18 protein-coding genes are annotated in these 16,913 nt (G+C 62.6%); 3 read left to right on the top strand and 15 right to left on the bottom strand.

Annotation, left to right across the window (positions count from 1 at the left end; genetic code table 11):
* Positions 1–21 precede the first annotated feature (21 nt).
* The 12 genes from OVA07_RS17790 to OVA07_RS17845 are packed head-to-tail and all read right to left on the bottom strand — an operon-like array spanning position 22 to position 10,887.
* Positions 22–927, bottom strand: coding sequence for an SDR family oxidoreductase (locus tag OVA07_RS17790; protein ID WP_268173024.1), 906 nt, complete (start codon positions 925–927; stop codon positions 22–24).
* A 21-nt stretch (positions 928–948) separates the two neighbouring features.
* Complete coding sequence (locus OVA07_RS17795) at positions 949–1,389, bottom strand: nuclear transport factor 2 family protein (RefSeq protein ID WP_268173025.1); 441 nt, start codon at positions 1,387–1,389, stop codon at positions 949–951.
* Positions 1,390–1,393: 4 nt separating this feature from the next.
* Complete coding sequence (locus tag OVA07_RS17800) at positions 1,394–2,545, bottom strand: acetyl-CoA C-acetyltransferase (protein WP_268173026.1); 1,152 nt, start codon at positions 2,543–2,545, stop codon at positions 1,394–1,396.
* Entirely contained in the window at positions 2,538–3,584 is a 1,047-nt protein-coding gene (locus tag OVA07_RS17805; RefSeq protein WP_268173027.1) for an acyl-CoA dehydrogenase family protein, read from the bottom strand. The genes OVA07_RS17800 and OVA07_RS17805 overlap by 8 nt, the downstream gene beginning before the upstream one ends.
* A gap of 12 nt (positions 3,585–3,596) precedes the next feature.
* On the bottom strand, positions 3,597–4,742 hold the full coding sequence (locus tag OVA07_RS17810) for an acyl-CoA dehydrogenase (RefSeq protein WP_268173028.1): 1,146 nt from the start codon (positions 4,740–4,742) through the stop codon (positions 3,597–3,599).
* On the bottom strand, positions 4,742–5,497 hold the full coding sequence (locus OVA07_RS17815; protein WP_268173029.1) for an enoyl-CoA hydratase family protein: 756 nt from the start codon (positions 5,495–5,497) through the stop codon (positions 4,742–4,744). The genes OVA07_RS17810 and OVA07_RS17815 overlap by 1 nt, the downstream gene beginning before the upstream one ends.
* A 20-nt stretch (positions 5,498–5,517) precedes the next feature.
* Positions 5,518–6,582 (bottom strand): NAD(P)H-dependent flavin oxidoreductase, encoded by a 1,065-nt coding sequence (locus OVA07_RS17820; protein ID WP_268173030.1) that lies wholly within the window; start codon positions 6,580–6,582, stop codon positions 5,518–5,520.
* Entirely contained in the window at positions 6,582–7,481 is a 900-nt protein-coding gene (locus tag OVA07_RS17825; RefSeq protein ID WP_268173031.1) for an enoyl-CoA hydratase, read from the bottom strand. Before OVA07_RS17825 ends, OVA07_RS17820 begins: the two co-directional genes overlap by 1 nt.
* Before the next feature lie 13 nt (positions 7,482–7,494).
* Complete coding sequence (locus OVA07_RS17830; protein ID WP_268173032.1) at positions 7,495–8,286, bottom strand: CoA-transferase subunit beta; 792 nt, start codon at positions 8,284–8,286, stop codon at positions 7,495–7,497.
* Positions 8,286–9,182: a CoA transferase subunit A gene (locus OVA07_RS17835; RefSeq protein ID WP_268173033.1), complete on the bottom strand. Its 897-nt coding sequence runs from the start codon at positions 9,180–9,182 to the stop codon at positions 8,286–8,288. The genes OVA07_RS17830 and OVA07_RS17835 overlap by 1 nt, the downstream gene beginning before the upstream one ends.
* Complete coding sequence (locus tag OVA07_RS17840) at positions 9,179–10,102, bottom strand: VOC family protein (protein ID WP_268173284.1); 924 nt, start codon at positions 10,100–10,102, stop codon at positions 9,179–9,181. Before OVA07_RS17840 ends, OVA07_RS17835 begins: the two co-directional genes overlap by 4 nt.
* A 5-nt stretch (positions 10,103–10,107) precedes the next feature.
* Positions 10,108–10,887, bottom strand: coding sequence for an SDR family oxidoreductase (locus tag OVA07_RS17845; RefSeq protein ID WP_268173034.1), 780 nt, complete (start codon positions 10,885–10,887; stop codon positions 10,108–10,110).
* 235 nt (positions 10,888–11,122) lie between these two features.
* Between OVA07_RS17845 and OVA07_RS17850 the strand changes: the two genes are divergently transcribed.
* Both OVA07_RS17850 and OVA07_RS17855 read left to right on the top strand, forming a co-directional pair.
* The gene (locus OVA07_RS17850; protein ID WP_268173035.1) at positions 11,123–12,574 is read left to right on the top strand and encodes an FAD-dependent oxidoreductase; all 1,452 of its coding nucleotides are present in this window, start codon (positions 11,123–11,125) and stop codon (positions 12,572–12,574) included.
* Positions 12,575–12,599: 25 nt separating this feature from the next.
* Complete coding sequence (locus tag OVA07_RS17855) at positions 12,600–13,562, top strand: aldo/keto reductase (protein ID WP_268173036.1); 963 nt, start codon at positions 12,600–12,602, stop codon at positions 13,560–13,562.
* Between the two features lie 43 nt (positions 13,563–13,605).
* Here the strand turns inward: OVA07_RS17855 and OVA07_RS17860 are convergent, their stop codons facing one another.
* Entirely contained in the window at positions 13,606–14,406 is an 801-nt protein-coding gene (locus OVA07_RS17860) for a sugar phosphate isomerase/epimerase family protein (RefSeq protein WP_268173037.1), read from the bottom strand.
* Positions 14,407–14,632: 226 nt separating this feature from the next.
* On the opposite strand from OVA07_RS17860, the gene OVA07_RS17865 reads away from it, so the two are divergent.
* Positions 14,633–15,325, top strand: coding sequence for a hypothetical protein (locus OVA07_RS17865; RefSeq protein ID WP_268173038.1), 693 nt, complete (start codon positions 14,633–14,635; stop codon positions 15,323–15,325).
* Between the two features lie 51 nt (positions 15,326–15,376).
* On the opposite strand, the gene OVA07_RS17870 is transcribed toward OVA07_RS17865, so the two are convergent.
* The gene (locus OVA07_RS17870; protein ID WP_268173039.1) at positions 15,377–16,621 is read right to left on the bottom strand and encodes a cytochrome P450; all 1,245 of its coding nucleotides are present in this window, start codon (positions 16,619–16,621) and stop codon (positions 15,377–15,379) included.
* On the bottom strand, positions 16,618–16,845 hold the full coding sequence (locus OVA07_RS17875) for a ferredoxin (protein WP_268173040.1): 228 nt from the start codon (positions 16,843–16,845) through the stop codon (positions 16,618–16,620). Before OVA07_RS17875 ends, OVA07_RS17870 begins: the two co-directional genes overlap by 4 nt.
* Positions 16,846–16,913 lie beyond the last annotated feature (68 nt).

Raw genomic sequence — 16,913 nt, forward strand, 5'->3', positions numbered from 1 at the left:
CCCGGTTCAGGCAGTTGGTTGTCAGGCGGTGCCCCAGACCTTGCGCGGCGGCACCCGTTCGGCCAGCAGGCGGTCCACTGCCGCGCCCACAGCGCCCGGTTCCCAGCGGGCCTGCTGATCGACGAACGGCCCTTCACGCCACCCGTCTTCCAGCATGATTTTGCCGCCTTCCAGTTCGAACACGCATCCTGAAACGTGGGCGCTGGCGCTGCTGCCCAGCCAGACCACGGCTGGGGCCACGTTGGCCGGGTCCATCACATCGAACCCATCGTCCACCGCCTTCATCTTGTCGGCAAAGGCCCCTTCGGTCATCCGCGTGCGGGCCGATGGCGCCAGCGCGTTGGCGTTAATGCCATAGCGTCCCAGTTCGGCCGCCTGCACCAGCGTCAGCGATGCGATGCCGCCCTTGGCGGTGGAATAGGCGGCCTGCGCGATGGAGCCTTGCAGCCCCGCACCTGATGACGTGTTGATGATGCGCGCATCAGGATCTCGCCCGTCCTTCTGCTTGGCCCGCCAGTAATTGACCGCGTGGCGCGCGATGCAGAAGTGGCCGCGCAAGTGGACGTGCATGGTGGCATCCCACTCTTCGACCGTGGCCGAAACGAACATGCGGTCACGCACGATGCCGGCGTTGTTGACCACGACATGCAGGTCACCGAACGCGGCCAGAGCGGCCTCTACGATGCGCCCTGCCGCATCCCAATCGGTGATATCCTCGTAATTGGCGATAGCCTTGCCGCCTGCCGCGACGATCTCTGCCACAACAGCGTCAGCCGCACTGGTATCGCGTCCATCACCGCCCAGCGACGTGCCGATATCGTTCACCACCACGTTCGCGCCTTCCGCACCGAACGCCAGCGCATAGGCGCGGCCAAGCCCGCCAGCGGCGCCGGTAATGATGACGGTGCGATTTTCGCAAATGCCCAAGGGAGCCTCCATGAAAAAGTGTCAGCCGACGGCCAGCAGCAGGTGCTGCGAAAGGTCGCCGGTAAAATCGAGCATCGAATAATCGCGCGTGGCAAAGCGCCATGCCCCGTCAACGCGCGCGAAACTGTCGTGATAGCGGCCCGACGCTATGGCTTGCAGCGGCAGGTCGGGCGTCTGCTGGAACACGGTATAGACCGAGCGGCAGGTTGCTGTGCCCGCTTCCTCGTCTACCTCGACGATGGGGTTGGTAATGACGTGGCGCGTGCGCGGTGTGCCGCAAGGGTAAATCCGCACGAACGCCTGCCACTGCGCCAGCATCGGCGCTGCGCCTTCGACAACGTGCCCGCCGCCCAGCATGACCCGCGCGTGCGAAAACAGCGCGGCCACCTGTTCAAGCTCGCCCGCGTCCATCAGTTCGGCGTAGCGATAGAGCAGGTTGGTTATGGCGGTGGCGGCACCCATGGCGTCAAAGCCGCTCGATGATGGTGACGTTGGCCTGCCCGCCGCCTTCGCACATGGTTTGCAAGCCATAGCGCCCACTGGTGCGTTCCAGCGCGTTGAGCAGCGTGGTCATCAGCTTGGCCCCGGTCGATCCGATGGGATGGCCCAGCGCAATCGCACCGCCGGCCACGTTCACCTTTTCATGCGGGATGCCCAGTTCCTTCATCCACGCCATCGGCACGGAGGCGAACGCCTCGTTGCATTCGAACAGGTCGATGTCGGACAGCTTCATGCCCGATTTCTGCATGGCATAGCGCGTGGCCGGGATCGGCCCGGTCAGCATCCACACTGGGTTGTCGGCGCGGACCGACATGTGGTGAATGCGCGCGCGGGGCTTCAGATTATGGTCCTTCAGCGCGCGTTCGCTGACGATCAGCAGCGCGGCGGCACAATCACTGTTCTGGCTGGCGTTGCCCGCCGTAATCCGCCCGCCTTCGCGCACGGGGTTCAAGCTGGCGAGGCCTTCCAGCGTGGTGCCGGGGCGGATCGTCTCATCACGGTCCAGCCCTTCCAATGCAACGATTTCGTTTTTGAACCAGCCCTGTTCGGTGGCGTGCTGCGCGCGGCGATGGCTTTCGAATGCGAAGGCGTCCATCTCCTCGCGGCTGATCTGCCACTTTTCGGCAATCATTTCCGCCGAACGGATCTGGTTCACTTCTTCACCGCCATAGCGCGCGTCCCAACCCTTCGCGCCGGTGAACGGGCTTTCAAAGCCGTAGGCCGCGCCCGCCGTCATCGCAGCCATGATCGGGATACGGTTCATGGCCTGACTGCCGCCAGCCACGACAATGTCCTGCGTCCCGCTCATCACGCCTTGCGCGGCGAAGTGGACGGCCTGCTGGGCCGATCCGCACTGCCGGTCGATGGTCACACCGGGCACGTCTTCGGCCAACCCCGCCGCCAGCCATGCGGTGCGGCCAATGTCGCCCGCCTGACCGCCGATGGTTTCGGTGCAACCCCAGACCACGTCTTCCACCAGTGCGGAATCGAAGTCGTGCCGGGCCATCAGTTCGCGGATCGGGTGCGCGGCAAGATCTGCCGGGTGAAGATGCGCAAGGCTGCCCTTCTTGCGCCCGACAGGCGACCGGACAGCATCGACGATATAGGCTTCAGGCATGTTCGTTCTCATCTTGGCCACTTTGGCGGGCAAAAGTCTGGTCGGCCCCGACGGGCTGGGTGAAGACACGGGTGGCGATGCGATTGCGGTGGAAGGCCGGGGTGCCCCACGCCTGCTTCAGCGCCAGAGCGCGCTTCAGGAACAGGTGGACGTCCACTTCCCACGAATAGCCCATCGCGCCGTGCACCTGGATGGATGCGCGCGCGGCCTTTTCGGCGGCTTCCAGTGCTACGATCTTGGCTTCGGACACGCGAGCGCGCGATTGCACATCGCCACTGGCAATCTCTGCCGCCGCCGCCAGCACCACGGGCCGGGCAAATTCGATGGCCACCTGTGCGCTGGCAAGGTGGTGCTTGACCGCCTGATACGACCCAATCGGCTTGCCGAACTGGGTGCGTTCTTGCGCATAGGCAACCGCCAGATCGACCGAACGCTGGGCAAGGCCAAGCCCTTGCGCGGCTGCGAACAAACTGGCGCGATCCAACGCAAGCGACCAGTCGGCAGGGCCAAGGTCTTCAGCCTGGCTTTCATCCCATTCGATGCGGAACAAGCGGCGGAAGGGGTCGATGGTTTGCACCGGAGTCAGCCGCACCTTGTCAGGCGTGGTGACAAAGGCGCGGCCGTCTTTCTCGATCAGGATCGCGGCGGCAATGTCGGCATTGGCGACCACCGGATTGATTGCCGGGGCCACCGCAATGATCGCAGCCGGATCGGCCAGTGCCGTGTGATCGGGCGCAATCGCGGCCAGCATCGGCGCACCCACACCTGCGCTTTCCGCCAGCGGTTCGGGCAGCGCGACATAGCCCGCTTCGCGCGCGATCAGGGCAAAGTCCAGTTCGGTAAGGCCCATGCCGTCCGCCGCTTCGGGCAGCAGCAGCAGGGTAAAGCCGTTCTCGACAATCTGGCGCCAGCGCGCAGCATCAAACGCCACGCCCTGTTCCATCATTTTGCGCCAGTGATCGGGCGTGCAGGTATCGCCCAGCAAGGTGCGGGCGGTTTCGGCAAACATCTGCTGTTCGTCGGAGAGCGTGAAGTCCATGTCCGTCCTCCTTCAGCGCGGCAAGCCAAGCATACGCTCGGCAATGATGTTGCGCTGAATCTCGTTCGACCCGGCATAGATCGGCCCGGCGAGCGAGAAGATGTAGTCGTCGAGCCACTCGTGCTCGCCTGTTGGCGGGATCAACTCTGCCTCCGCGCCAAGGATCGCCAGCGCAGTCTCGTGCAGGTGGATGTCCATCTCTGACCAGAAGATCTTGTTGGTCGAAGCCTCCGGCCCGATCTTCGCCCCCGCCATCAGGCGCGATGCGGTCTGGTAGATCGACAGAGCATAGGCATCGGCGTTGATGTGCGCGCGGATGACATCGGCCTCGATAGTGGAATCACACTGATCCTTGCGCGCCTGCCACAGCGCGGCCAGCGCGGCGGCGGCAACCTGAAAGCGGGCCGGGCTGCGCAGCATCAGCCCGCGTTCGAACCCAGCAGTGGCCATGCAGATGTGCCAGCCCTGCCCTTCGTCGCCCAACCGATTGAAGGCAGGCACGCGCACGTTATCGAGGAAGATTTCGGCAAAGCCGACGTGGCCGTTGATCTTGCGGATCGGGTTGCGCGTTACCCCCTCCTGATCGAGCCGGAAGAAGATCAGGCTCATCCCCTTGTGCCGCTCGCTGCCCGGTTCACGGAACAGGCCAAATGCCCAGTCGGCAAACGCCGCGCGGCTTGACCAGATCTTGTGCCCATTCAGCACATATTCGTCGCCATCGCGAACCGCAGTGGCACGAACGCCCGCAAGATCGCTGCCAGCCTGCGGTTCGGACCACGCCTGCGCCCAAATCTCTTCACCGCTCGCCATCGGGGGTAGAAAGCGCTGCTTCTGTTCGTGCGTGCCAAATTCCATCAGCGTCGGGCCAAGCAGGAAAATGCCGTTCTGGTTGACGCGCCCCGGTGCGCCAGAACGGTAATATTCCTCCTCGAAGATCAGCCACTGGATAAGATCCAACCCGCGCCCGCCATATTCCTTGGGCCATGTCACCATGCCCCAGTCGCCGCTTTTCAGCGTGGCTTCCCACTGGCGATGCGCCTCAAAACCTTCGCGCGTGGCGTCATAGTGTTCCAGCGGTTGCGCGGGAACATGCGCGGCCAGCCAGCTACGCACTTCGGCGCGGAAGGCCTGCTGTTCGGGAGTGTAGGTCAGGTCCATCAGAACTTCGCCGCCTTGCCGGTTTCAACGAAGGCATCGCGCGATTTCTGGCTGTCTTCGTGCATATACATTTCCAGCGTGAAGCCCTGCTCCCAGCGATAGCCGCGGTCCACGTCGCGCGCTTCAAGCCCGTTCAGCGCCTCCTTGGCGATGACCAGCGCCTTGCGGCTCTTGGACGCGATGACCGAACAGAATGCGTGCGCTTCGGTCACCAGATCGGCGCGCGGCACGACCTTTTCCACCGCGCCCAGCCGGTAGGCTTCCTGCGCCGGGATGTTGCCGCCGGTGAAGAACGCCGCGCGCACTTTATGCAGCGGCAACATGCGCGACATGTGGCTGGCGCCGCCCATTGCCCCGCGATCCACTTCGGGCAGCGAAAAGAACGCATCGTCCGCGGCGATGATGACGTCCGATCCGCCGCAGATGCCGATGCCGCCGCCGATGACGAACTTGTGCACCGCGACCACCACCGGAATCTCCGCCTCGTGAATGGCCTTGAACGTCAGGAAATTGCCGCGATTGAGCACGGTTATACGTTCAGGGTGTGCCTGCATTTCCTTGATATCGACCCCGCCGCAAAAGCCGCGTGATTCCTCCGCTGCGCGGATCAGGATCACGTTGGCTTCGGGATTGACAGCGGCTTCCTTGATGATCGCGGGCAGCGACATCCACGTTTCGCTGTCGAACGCATTCACCGGCGGCACGTCGAACACGATCTGTGCGATGCGGTCCTTGACGGTGAGTGTGATGGGCATGGGGTTCGTATCCTTCTCGATCAGCCAGCGCAAAGCGCGGCAAGCCGGGCGCGTGCCTCGGCCATGATGCGGTCAACCAGTTCGCCGCAGGTCGGAATTTCAGCGATGCGCCCACCGACGATACCGGTGGCCATGACGCCGTTCTCGATATCGCCGTCGACCACCGCTTTCTGGATCAGCATCGGCATGGTCGCGGCCATCATCGCTTGGCGAAGCGGCACATCGCCGTGCCCGGTCATACCGCGCGCGGCCTTGATGAAATGCAGCCATGATGCACCGGTCTGACGCTTCATCGCCGCGCCCGCTTCGAACGCGCGCAGCCACATGGCCAGCGAGCCGGACTTTTCGATCCGATCCATCAGCCGGGTGCGGATCATTCGCTGCGGAATGCCATCCAGCTTGGTCGTCACGATAATCCGGTCAGTCGTGGCCTTCAGGTATGCGGCCTTGGCCGTGTCAGGCATCGGGCTTTCACGCGTCAGCAAAAAGCGCGTGCCCATGGCAATCCCGACCGCGCCATAAGCGAGTGCCGCCGCCAGCCCGCGCCCATCGGCAAAGCCGCCGCTGGCGATCACCGGCACGTTCACCGCGTCCAGCACTTGCGGCAGCAGCACGGTTGTCGGCACCGATCCGGTGTGCCCGCCCCCTTCGCCGCCCTGCACGCTGACCATGTCGACGCCCAGTTCCACCATCTTCTGCGCGTGCTTCACCGCGCCCACGGTGGGGATGCACAGGATACCTGCGTCCTTGAACCGTCCGATCATCTTCGCATTCGGCCCGCGCCCGAAGCTGACGGCGCGCACCTGTTCGGCATTGGCAAGGATCAGGTCGACGATCTGGTCTGCACCCGGCTGAAACGAATGGAAGTTCACGCCAAAGGGCTTGTCCGTGCCCTTGCGCACCGCCAGAATCTTCTCGCGACATTCATCAGGCGTCATCACCGCCGCGCCCAGAAAGCCAAAGGCCCCGGCATTGCTGCTGCCGATCACCAGACTGGGTTCCGCCACCCAGCCCATCGCGGTCTGGATGATCGGCGCACGGCAGCCAAGCCGCTCGGTCAGGACGGTGTGAAGCGCATCTGCCATCAGCCTTCGCCTGCATCTTTCTTATTCGCAGCCGCAGCCGATGTGCCGCTGACGCCCGCAATGGAATTGCCGGTCACGAGATCGTTCTGCGCATGGGCGAAGTGGTGCATGTGATAGACCGCATCCATCGCCGCGCGCTTTCCGCGCAGTTCCTCGACATGGTTGATCGCCTGCTTGGTCAGCCAGTTGCCCAGACGGTTCTGGCCTGCCAGCTTGGTGGCCCATGCCGCCGTCGCATCGCGCAGCTCGGCGCGGGGCACCACCTTGTTGACCATGCCAAATTCATAGGCACGGCTCGCGGGCATCCGCTCGCCCAGCAGCAGGAATTCCTTGGCCACGCGCGGCGGCAGTTCATAGGCGTGGGCGAAATATTCGACGCCCGGAATGCCCATCAATGGGTTCACCGGGTCCTGAAAGAACGCATCTTCCGATGCCACGATCAGATCGCACACCCATGCCAGCATCAGCCCGCCTGCAACGCACGCGCCCTGCACCATGGCGATGGTCGGCTTGGAAATGTCGCGCCAGCGGCGGCACATGCCCAGATACTGCTCCTGCTCGCGGGTATAGAGCAGTTCGGCACCCGGTTTGTTGGTGTGCGGCGGGAACATCAGCCGCTTGTCGAATTCGTGGTGCAGATCGCGCCCCGGCGTACCGATGTCGTGCCCGGCAGAGAAGTGCTTGCCCTCGCCCGCCAGCACGATGCAGCGCACCGCATCGTCTTTCACCGCACGGCCAAACGCATCGTCGAGCGCATAGGTCATCTGCCCGTTCTGGGCATTGTTGAACTGCGGCCGGTTCATGGTGATCCAGGCCACGGCGCCGTCTACCTCGTAACGGACGGGTTCTTCCGTCTCGTAAACGATGTCGACGGTTTTCGGCTCGACGAGATCGGTCATGCTGTCATCTCCCTCAGGCGGCGCGAACGGCGGGCGGGTTGTCCTTCAGCACGCTGGCGCGGACGTTGTGCGGATCAAGGCTGGCAATCACGCTCAGCGCTTCGGCGGTGGGCAGCGCGGTTTCAGGCAGGTCTTCGGTGCGGTGCAGTTCAAAGCCGGTGGCGGCCTGCACTTCGTCAAAGGTCACGCCCGGATGCAGCGAGATCACGCGGATGGCGTTTTCCGGCCCGCCAAAGTCCATGACGCACAGGTTGGTCACGATCCGGCGCAGGTCCACGCCTCCAAAGTTGCCGCCCGCCACGCGCTTGGCCGGATTGTATCCGACGCCCGAAATCATATCGACATGCGGCACGAAGACGCGGGGCGAATGCGCGGGGAAGAAGAACGAATTGGGGTGGTAGATCGTGTTGCCCGGAAAACCGCGCACACCCAGCATCTGCGTCTTGGGCTTGTCGTAAGTGCCGCCCATATAGGACAGGTTGATCTGGCCAAAGCGGTCAAGCTGCGTCGGCGTGACCATCGCATGCCTGCGGCCAGACCACACCGCGCTGTCGAAAAAGCGCGAGAACGGCAGATAGCCGGCAGGCTTGCGATCGTCGTACTGGCGCGGCCCCAACGGCACCGGCTGTTCCACCAGATAGGCCTCGCCATCGCTCATCATCAGTTCGGGCGTATGGGTCAGCTTGGCAAGGCCAGCGGCAACGCGCGGCACCGGGCCAACGCCCGTGGCCACGATTTCACCATTGCCACGGAACGCCTCGGAACAGGCGAAAATGCACAAGTCTACAAGAGTGATGTCGCTCATCAGAAAATCGGCAAGGGCAAGCCCGTCACCGCCTCCTTTCCACCAATCATTTCAAGGTATTCGGCTTCCGAAGCGCCGACGAAGCTGTCCTGCACCTGCGCCCAGTCACCGGGATCGCGCGCGCTGTCGGCGTAAGCCTTGAACGCCTTCATATCCCAGCCATAGTGCGGCGGCATCGAACTGGGATGCGCGCCACAGGGCATTTCGACCACGCCCGAAACGAAGCACCGTTCAAACAGGTTGGCCTGCGCATTTTCGGGGTAGTGGTCTTCCATCCGGTCGACCAGTTCCTCGCAACTGATGTAAGTCTTGGCAGCAGCCTTGGCGAACCATTCATCGTAATAGGTGTCCGGCCCGAACACCTGCACGTTGCCGCGCCAGTCGCTGCGGTTCACATGGATCAGCGCAGCGTCCAGCTTCAGCGCGGGCATGGCGACCAGCGTTTCGCCATCGTCATAGGGGGACTGCACGGTCTTCAGCCCGCCCAGTTCGGCAAGATCGGTGCCAAGACCAACGCGGGTGGGCAGGAACGGCAGGCCAAAAGCCGCAGCTTTCAGGCCCCACTGGAACATGCCTTCGTCCAGTTCCAGCACTTGCAGCGCGCCGCTTTCGCGGGCCTTGCGGAACCACGGCTCCAGCGGAATGGCATCAAGGCTGACGAAGGCAAACACCAACTTGCGCACTTTGCCTGCCGCGCACAGCATCCCCACGTCTGCCCCGCCATAGGCAACCACAGTCAGGTCTTTGAGGTCGGACCGCAGAATTTCGCGCACCAGCGCCATCGGCTTGCGGCGCGGGCCCCATCCGCCGATGCCCAGTGTCATCCCGTCGGACAGTTGCGCGACGATCTCTGCCGCGCTCATCCGCTTGTCCAGTGTCTTGCCGGCAAGGCTCACGCCTGTTCTCCCTTTGAATCTTCAAGCGCCTTCTGCCATGCCCAGACATGGCCCCATTCGCTGGGGACGAGATGCGCGGTCGGCGTCCAGTTTGCCGGGTCGATCACCAGCGGATCGGCCCCGATTTCGATGTCGAAACCCGATGGCGTCTGCATGTAGAAACCAAACGTCTGGTCGTTGATGTGCCTGCCGATGGTTGCGCTTTCCGGCACTTTGTGTGCGCGCATCCGGTCGTGGCATTTGCCCACGTCGCTTTGCGTTTTCATCTCCAGCATCAGGTGGATGCAGGCCGATGGCGGCACCGGCATTTCGGCAATCGCCACCGAATGATGGCGTCCGTTGGCAGCGTGCATGAAGGCAAAGCCCATGCCCGGATCACCCGGATCATCCGAAAAGCGGAAGCGCGGAATATCGGTGTCGCCAAAGCCGACGGCCTTGTAGAAGGCGTGCGCTTCATCAAAGTTGGGTGTGGCCAGCACGGCATGGCCCATACCCATGTCGCCGGTCACGAAACCACTCACGCCAGCAGGGGAAACGAACGCCACATCGTCGCGTGCATCGCCCCAGAAGAACTCCAGACCATTGCCTGAAGGATCGCTGGTAGCAAAGAATTCCGCCACGCCGCGCGCCCTGGCACCATCGGCATCGCCCTCCACGATTTCGCGGCCAAGCCCGGCAATCGTTTCGCGCAGCGCGGCCAGTTCGCCTGCATCGCCCACTTCATAGGCGGCGGCGACCAGCCGGTCATTGTCGCCCCGCTCCACCCAGAAGCGGAACGGGCGTTCGTCGATACGATAGGCCGCCACGCCATCACACGGGGAAACGGCGCGCATCACGCCGACCACCTGCGTCATGAAATGATCCCAGGCCTCAGCCTTCGCGGTTTCGATCCTGACATAGCCCAGCGCCTTTATGCCCACGGCGGTCAACTCCCTTTCACGAGGTCGAGGAAAAAGGGCCGCTCACCCCCTCCATCGACGTTGATGCGTGCGCCGCTGACCCATGAGGCAAGGCTTGAACTCAGCCACAGCACCGCGCCTGCAATGTCCATTCCGGTGCCCATGCGTTGCAGCGGCAGCGATTTGGCGACGGCAGCCTGCGCGGCTGCATCGCCATATGTTTCTTCCGAAGTCTCGGTCTGCATCAGCCCGACGATGATCGCGTTCACGCGCACGCCGTCCGGTCCCCATTCCTGCGCAAGGCTTTGCGTCAGGCTCAGCAACCCCGCCTTCGCCGCACCATAAGCCGATGTCATAGGCGAAGGGCGGATGCCGGATACGCTGGCGATGTTGATGATGCTGCCGCCGCCTGCTTCCTGCATGTGGGCATAGGCATATTGCGACATGTACATCGCCGAATGCAGGTTCAGCTTCACGATGGCATCGAAAAAGCGTGGGCTTGCCGTCGCCGGAGCCTGCGGCGAACCGCCCGCATTGTTGACGAGAATATCAAGGCGCCCATGCTGCGCCGCCACCGCGTCGACCAGCGCCTGCGCCTGATCGGGATCGCGGATGTCGGCTGCACGAAAGATCAGGCCCCCTGGAAGATTTTTGGCGGGCAAGTCGGCAGGTTCAGTCCGCCCACACACCGTCACCGCAGCGCCTGCGCGCAACAAGGCTTGCGCAATATGCCGCCCAAGACCGCGCGTGCCGCCGGTGACGATAGCGACCTTTCCGGTCAGGTCTATGTGATCCGTGCCCTGCACCGGGGCGCTCTCCCTTACCTTGCCGACGTTGGCGAAAACCCGCCACGCCAGATTCGAAATCGCCAATATCGAAAGGCGATTGGGTTTTCAATTGACGATTTGCGTATCTAATGCAATCGTAAATTACGAATGCAGTGCAGAAATGCGCAAAATGAGTCGGTGGGACCCGCAAAGGCCGCCGTTGTCAGCGCAGGCAGCAACGACCTGCGCAAAGGCTTGGGAGCGAAACGCTAGGATGACCGGATATTCGCAATACAAGGCCATGCCGATTACGCAGGTGCCGCAGTGGGATTTCGAAACGGACGTCGCGATCATCGGCTTCGGCGCAACCGGTGCCTGCGCAGCGATAGAGGCGCGGGTTGCAGGCGCGCGCACCATGCTGTTTGAACGCAGTTCGGGCAGCGGCGGCGCATCGGCGCTTTCGGGCGGAGAGATCTATATTGGCGGTGGCACCGATGCCCAGCAGGCCGCAGGCTTTGACGATACAGTCGAAGACTTCACCGCCTATCTGAAGCTGGCGGGCGGCCCCTGCGCCGATGATGCCAAGTGCGAACTTTATGGCCGCGAAGCGCTGTCGCATTACCAATGGCTCAAGGATCAGGGCGTGCCCTATCGCGGCAACTACCTTCCCGGCAAGGTGATCGAACCGACCGACGATTCCACCCTGATCTGGTCAGGCAGCGAAGCCGCCGCGCCGTTCTACAAACACGCAAAGCCCGCGCCGCGCGGCCATGTCATTCAGCACGTGGGGTGGGGCGGCGGACGTCCGCTGATCGACATTCTGGAAGCGCGCGCCCGCGATCTTGGCACGGAAATCCACGTCGACGCCCGCGCCGTGGCGCTGATAGTCGATGAGGACCGCGTTGCAGGTGCCGTGGTGCGCATCGACAACCAGGACCGCTTCGTCCGCGCGCATCGCGGTGTGGTGCTGGCCACAGGCGGCTTCGTGTTCAACGAAGCCATGCGCCGCAAATATGCGCCCGAAACCTTCCGCGTAAACAGCCCGATTGGTGACAAGGACGATGGCATTGGCATCGAACTGGGCGTGTCCGTCGGCGGCGATCCGATCCACATGGACCAGTTCTTCACCACCTGCCCGTGGACGATCCCGGCCGAGCAGGCGCACGGTGTCTTCGTCAACGTCGCCGGGCAGCGCTTCATCAACGAAGATTGCTACCACGGGCGCGTCAGCCGTTGCGCGGTGGATCAGCCAGGCGGCAAGGTCTACCTCCTGCTCGACAGCGCGCATTTCGATCAGCCGCTCGACCTTGCCGGGATAACCATCGCCGGCACAGGCGAAACGTGGGAGGAAGTCGAAGCCGAGCTGGAAATGCCCGCAGGCACCCTTTCAGCCACGATGCACTTTTATAACACCCACGCCCGCGAAGGCCGCGATCCGCTGTTCGACAAGCAGCAGCCGATCCTGAAACCGCTGGACCAGTCGCCCTTCGTCGCGCTCGAATGCAATTTCGAAACGAGCTACTTCAGCTTCTTCACGCTGGGCGGCCTCAAGACCTCGGCCGATGGCGAAGTGCTTGATCGTTCGGGTGCGGCCATTCCCGGCCTTTTTGCCGCAGGGCGCTGCACATCGGGGTTGCCCGCATGGGGCCACGGCTATTCATCCGGCCTAAGCCTTGCCGATTGCACCTTTTTCGGACGTAAGGCCGGACGTTGCGCCGCGGCCTGACCCCACTGTTCACAAAGGACTTCTGATGCTCACCAAAGTAGACCTGAACGACACCGACCTGACCGTCAGCCGCCTGTGCTATGGCACAAACATGCTTGGCTGGATGCTCGATCAGGGCAAATCGAACGCCATTCTCGATACCTTCGCTGACCTTGGCGGCAACTTCATCGACACCGCACGCAGCTATGGCGACTGGATGCCCGATGCCCCCATCGGTGCCAGCGAACGTGCCGTGGGTGCGTGGCTGAAAACCCAAAAGCGCGAAAATTGCGTCATCGCCACCAAGGGCGGCTTCTTCGACATGCGCGTGGGCGATTATCGCAATCGCGTAACGCCCGAAGACGTCACCGCCGACCTTGCGCAAAGCCTCGATCACCTCGGTGTTGATTCCATCGATCTCTATTTCCTGCACATGGACAACCCGGAAAGCCCGGTTGAACCCATCATCGATGCGTTGATCGCGCATCGCGAAGCCGGCCGTATCCGCCACTTCGCCGCGTCGAACTGGGCCGCTGACCGGATCGCCGCCGCCAATGCCTATGCCGCATCGCTGGGCAAGCAGGGCTTTGTCGCCTCGGAAACCTTCTGGGGCCTTGCCGTGCCAGATGCTGGTGCGGCGGCGCAGCAAGGCTATGTCCATTATTACGAAGGCGAATACGAAGACCTTCACGCTGCCGGGCTACCGGTCGTGGCCTATGCCGCGCAGTCAGGCGGCTATTTTACCAAGCTGGCGACAGGTTCGGTGGGTGAACAGCTTGCCGCGCGATATGCCAATCCCGCCAACACGCGCCGCCTTGCAGTGGTGCAATCGCTGGCCGCAAAATATGGCGTTTCGATCAACGAAATCGCGCTGTCCTATCTGCTCAGCCAGCCCAGCCAGACCATTGCCATCTTCGGCGGCTCCTCGCCCGAACAGGTGGCCCATAGCGCCAAAGCCGATGCGCTGACGCTGACGGCGGAAGACCTTTCAGCCCTGCGCAACGCCTGACCGATTGCCCACTCCGCTGCAATGCAGCGGGGTGGGCCTCGCTTTACGCCAAAGCACTACGCACGCTATCCATCGCACGGCGCACCCGCTCGGCCGTCGTCTCGGTGCCGACCGCATGATTGCGCGGAATCTCCACGCTTAGCGGACAATCCATCGGCAAGGCCCTGACGAAACCCGCCACATCAAACGCCCCTTCCCCGCACAGCAGCCGATGTGACGAAGCTTCGAAATCCAGGTGTTCCGGCGCCTGGGCGGGGCCATCGGCAATCTGCCCATAGAGGACATATCCCGCAGGCGCGGCCGCCAGTTCCGCCACAGACCCGCCTGATCGCATCAGATGCAACAGATCGACATTGACCCCCACTTTACCGGGCCGCCCGATCTGGCCCACAAGGTCCAGCGCCGCTGCCAGCGAAGGCACCTGGCTTGGCGGATAGAACTCCACGCCAACCCGCAGATCGAACCGCGCCGCCATGTCGCAAAATTGCCCGAACCGATCCAGTTGCCGCGCCGGATCGCGATCATAAAGCAGCGCATTGATTAGCCCTGCCCCCAGTTCTGCGGCACATTCCATCGCGGTTGCAAATGCAGCAACATCCGTGCGCCCGGCCAGTGTGAATGGATAGGCAAGGTCGAGCGCCACGCCCAGATCACCCATTACCGCGCGCACTTCCTTCCGCGCTGCTCTGTCGGCGTAGATGTCGAACTTCGGCATCAGCGGCAGCACGTCCATCGGTTCCATGAACAGGCACACACCATCGCATCCGGCCGCCCGCGCCGCTTGCGCAAGCTGGATCGGCGTCGTGTCGATGGCGGTAATGTGATCGAGTGCGATACGTTGCATGAGGTAGCGCCTAACCCGTCTGCGAACTGCATTCCATCATTTTAATACGCATAGTTTTGGTGAATTTCGCAAAACACTGCCATCATACGAACCACATTGCTATGATTTATACGCAATTCATTGCAAGCATTCGCTTACAATTGTTGCGAAACGCTCTACCCACTGGTATGCTCCGGCCCATAATGCGCTGCTCGCCAAAGCAGCTTTGAAGAGGACAGGCTTGCAAATGGCAACCACCGCACCGGAAATCGAAACCTCCCGGATCACCGACGGAGGCTTGTCGATGGGCCATCTGGCGCTGCATTATGGCGCGCCCGAAGATGGCCCCGCCGCTGCGCGCCTGCTCCAGATCACGGGCTTGACCGAAACGCAGATGCTGCCCCTGCCCAATGGCAACTTCTATCGCTTCGTGGTGGCCAAGGAGCACTTCGGGCGCGGCGATGGCATCGTCTATCTTTCTTGCCTGCCAGAACCCCAGCAAAAGCTGATCGCGGCCATCCACACGGCGCTGCGCGTGGGCACCGATGAAGAACACGAAACGGTCACTGCCTATCGCGCGATGATGGCGCAGGATTTCGAAGCCAGCTTCCACTTCGGTTTCCTTGTCGCATCGCTTGAAGAACTGGAACAGATGGTCCTGAAGCTGTGGGATCTTGCCGAAAATGATCCGGCCTTCAAAGGACGCCTCAACATCGGCATCAACCGCGCCCGCCGTGGCGATGATGCTGTCGATGCGCGGCTCGATGCCTCACCCGTGTTCGGCAAGGCCACACGCTATGCCTATGGCAGCGCCGGGGTTCAGGTCTTTGTCGAAACCGATCTGGTCCGCGCGGGCCAGTTGGGTGAAAACATGTATTTCGAATTCGACTACGTGTTCCCTGACAGGCACAGCCACATTCTGTCGGTGGTCGAACTTTGATCTGCGGTTAAAAGGTTCTGCGCCGCAATGATGGCGCAGAACCTTTCAGCATCAGGCCACCGCCCGCTTCGCCGCTACGTTCCACTGCAAACGCAGCGCAGTAAAGCCCATCACGGAACCGCCGAAAACTGATCCCGCAGGCTGATCGTCCGCCAGCGTGAATGCGGGAATCCGGCGCAGCCATTGCTGCAGCGAAACCATGATCTCGCGCTTGGCCAGCACCGATCCGATGCACCGGTGCGGACCCACGCCGAATGTCAGGTGGACGTTCACCTCACGGTTCAGATCGATCATTTGCGGGTCTTTGAACACGCGCGGGTCGCGATTGGCGACGGTGTTGGGCAGCACCACGCGATCATTGCGGCGCAATTGCAGCCCCTTGTATTCGCAATCGTGCGTCACCCGGCGGAACAGGTTGGACACGGCATTGATCCGCATCAGTTCCTCGATCGCGCGCAGAAACGCATCGGGATCGTCCAGCCGGTCACGGAAGTGCTTCTGCGCAGCCGGCGTGGTCGCCAGATAGCGCCAGACATAGGCCATCGTGTTGGTCACCGTATCCAGGCCGGCCACGAACAGCAGGAACCCGCAGTTGAGGATATCCTCCCACGAATGCTGCTTCCCGCTTTCATCGCGCGCCGCCACGATCTGCGTGGCGATATCATTACCCGGATTGCGCTCCTTTTCGCGGAACAGCGTGTCCAGTTCGGCGTAGATTTCGGTGATGTTCTGCGCCCGCGCCGCAGGGTCGGTGCTGCGGAAGAACACGTTGGCAAGCGACAGAAACTCGTCCAGCCGCGCTTCTGGCAGACCGAACAGATACAGGAACGTGGCCGTGGGATAACGCTCGGCAAATTCGGTGATGAAATCGCATTCGCCCCGCGTTGCAAAACCATCGATCAACACTGCCGCACGGCGCTCCAATTCCCCTATCATCCCGCGCACGGCTGTCGGCGTAAACATCGGTGCCAGCAGGCGGCGGAACACGTTGTGCGCTGGCGGGTCAACGCCCTGCGGCTGAACCACCGGGAACGGTTCAATCGGCGGCACCGGCGTCTGATAGGTCGAAAAGATCGCATGGTCGCGATAGGCTTCGACGATATCTTCGTATCCCAGAAACACCCAATGCCCGCCATTGTGCGGGGTATAGAAGATATTCGGCACGCCCCGGCGCACCAGATCATGCCAGATCTCGGCCGGGTCGGAAACGCCTTCGGGAATGTGGAACATGTCGAAATCGACCATCCGGTCGGCCGGAACGTGACCGGGTGGCGATGGCTGAAACAGCAGCGTCATGCCTCTGCCCCTTCCACCTGACGGTCTTCAGACCGCGCCACGCGCAGGGCGCCTTCGGGGCAGTTGCGCACGGCAAGCCGCACCTTGTCTTCCAGCCCGGCAGGCACGTCTTCCTGCACGATCACCACTTTGCCTTCCACGGCATCGGTCGCGAACACTTCGGGGCACAGGTCTTCGCATCGGGCATGGCCCTGGCACAACGTATGGTTGGCTATGACTCGCATTATGCAGCCTCCTCTCCCGTCCAGCTAAACCGGCAGGGCTGGTGAACCCAAGCGGATCGACCAAGCCA

It is taken from the genome of Novosphingobium sp. SL115 (genome assembly GCF_026672515.1).
GTDB lineage: Bacteria > Pseudomonadota > Alphaproteobacteria > Sphingomonadales > Sphingomonadaceae > Novosphingobium.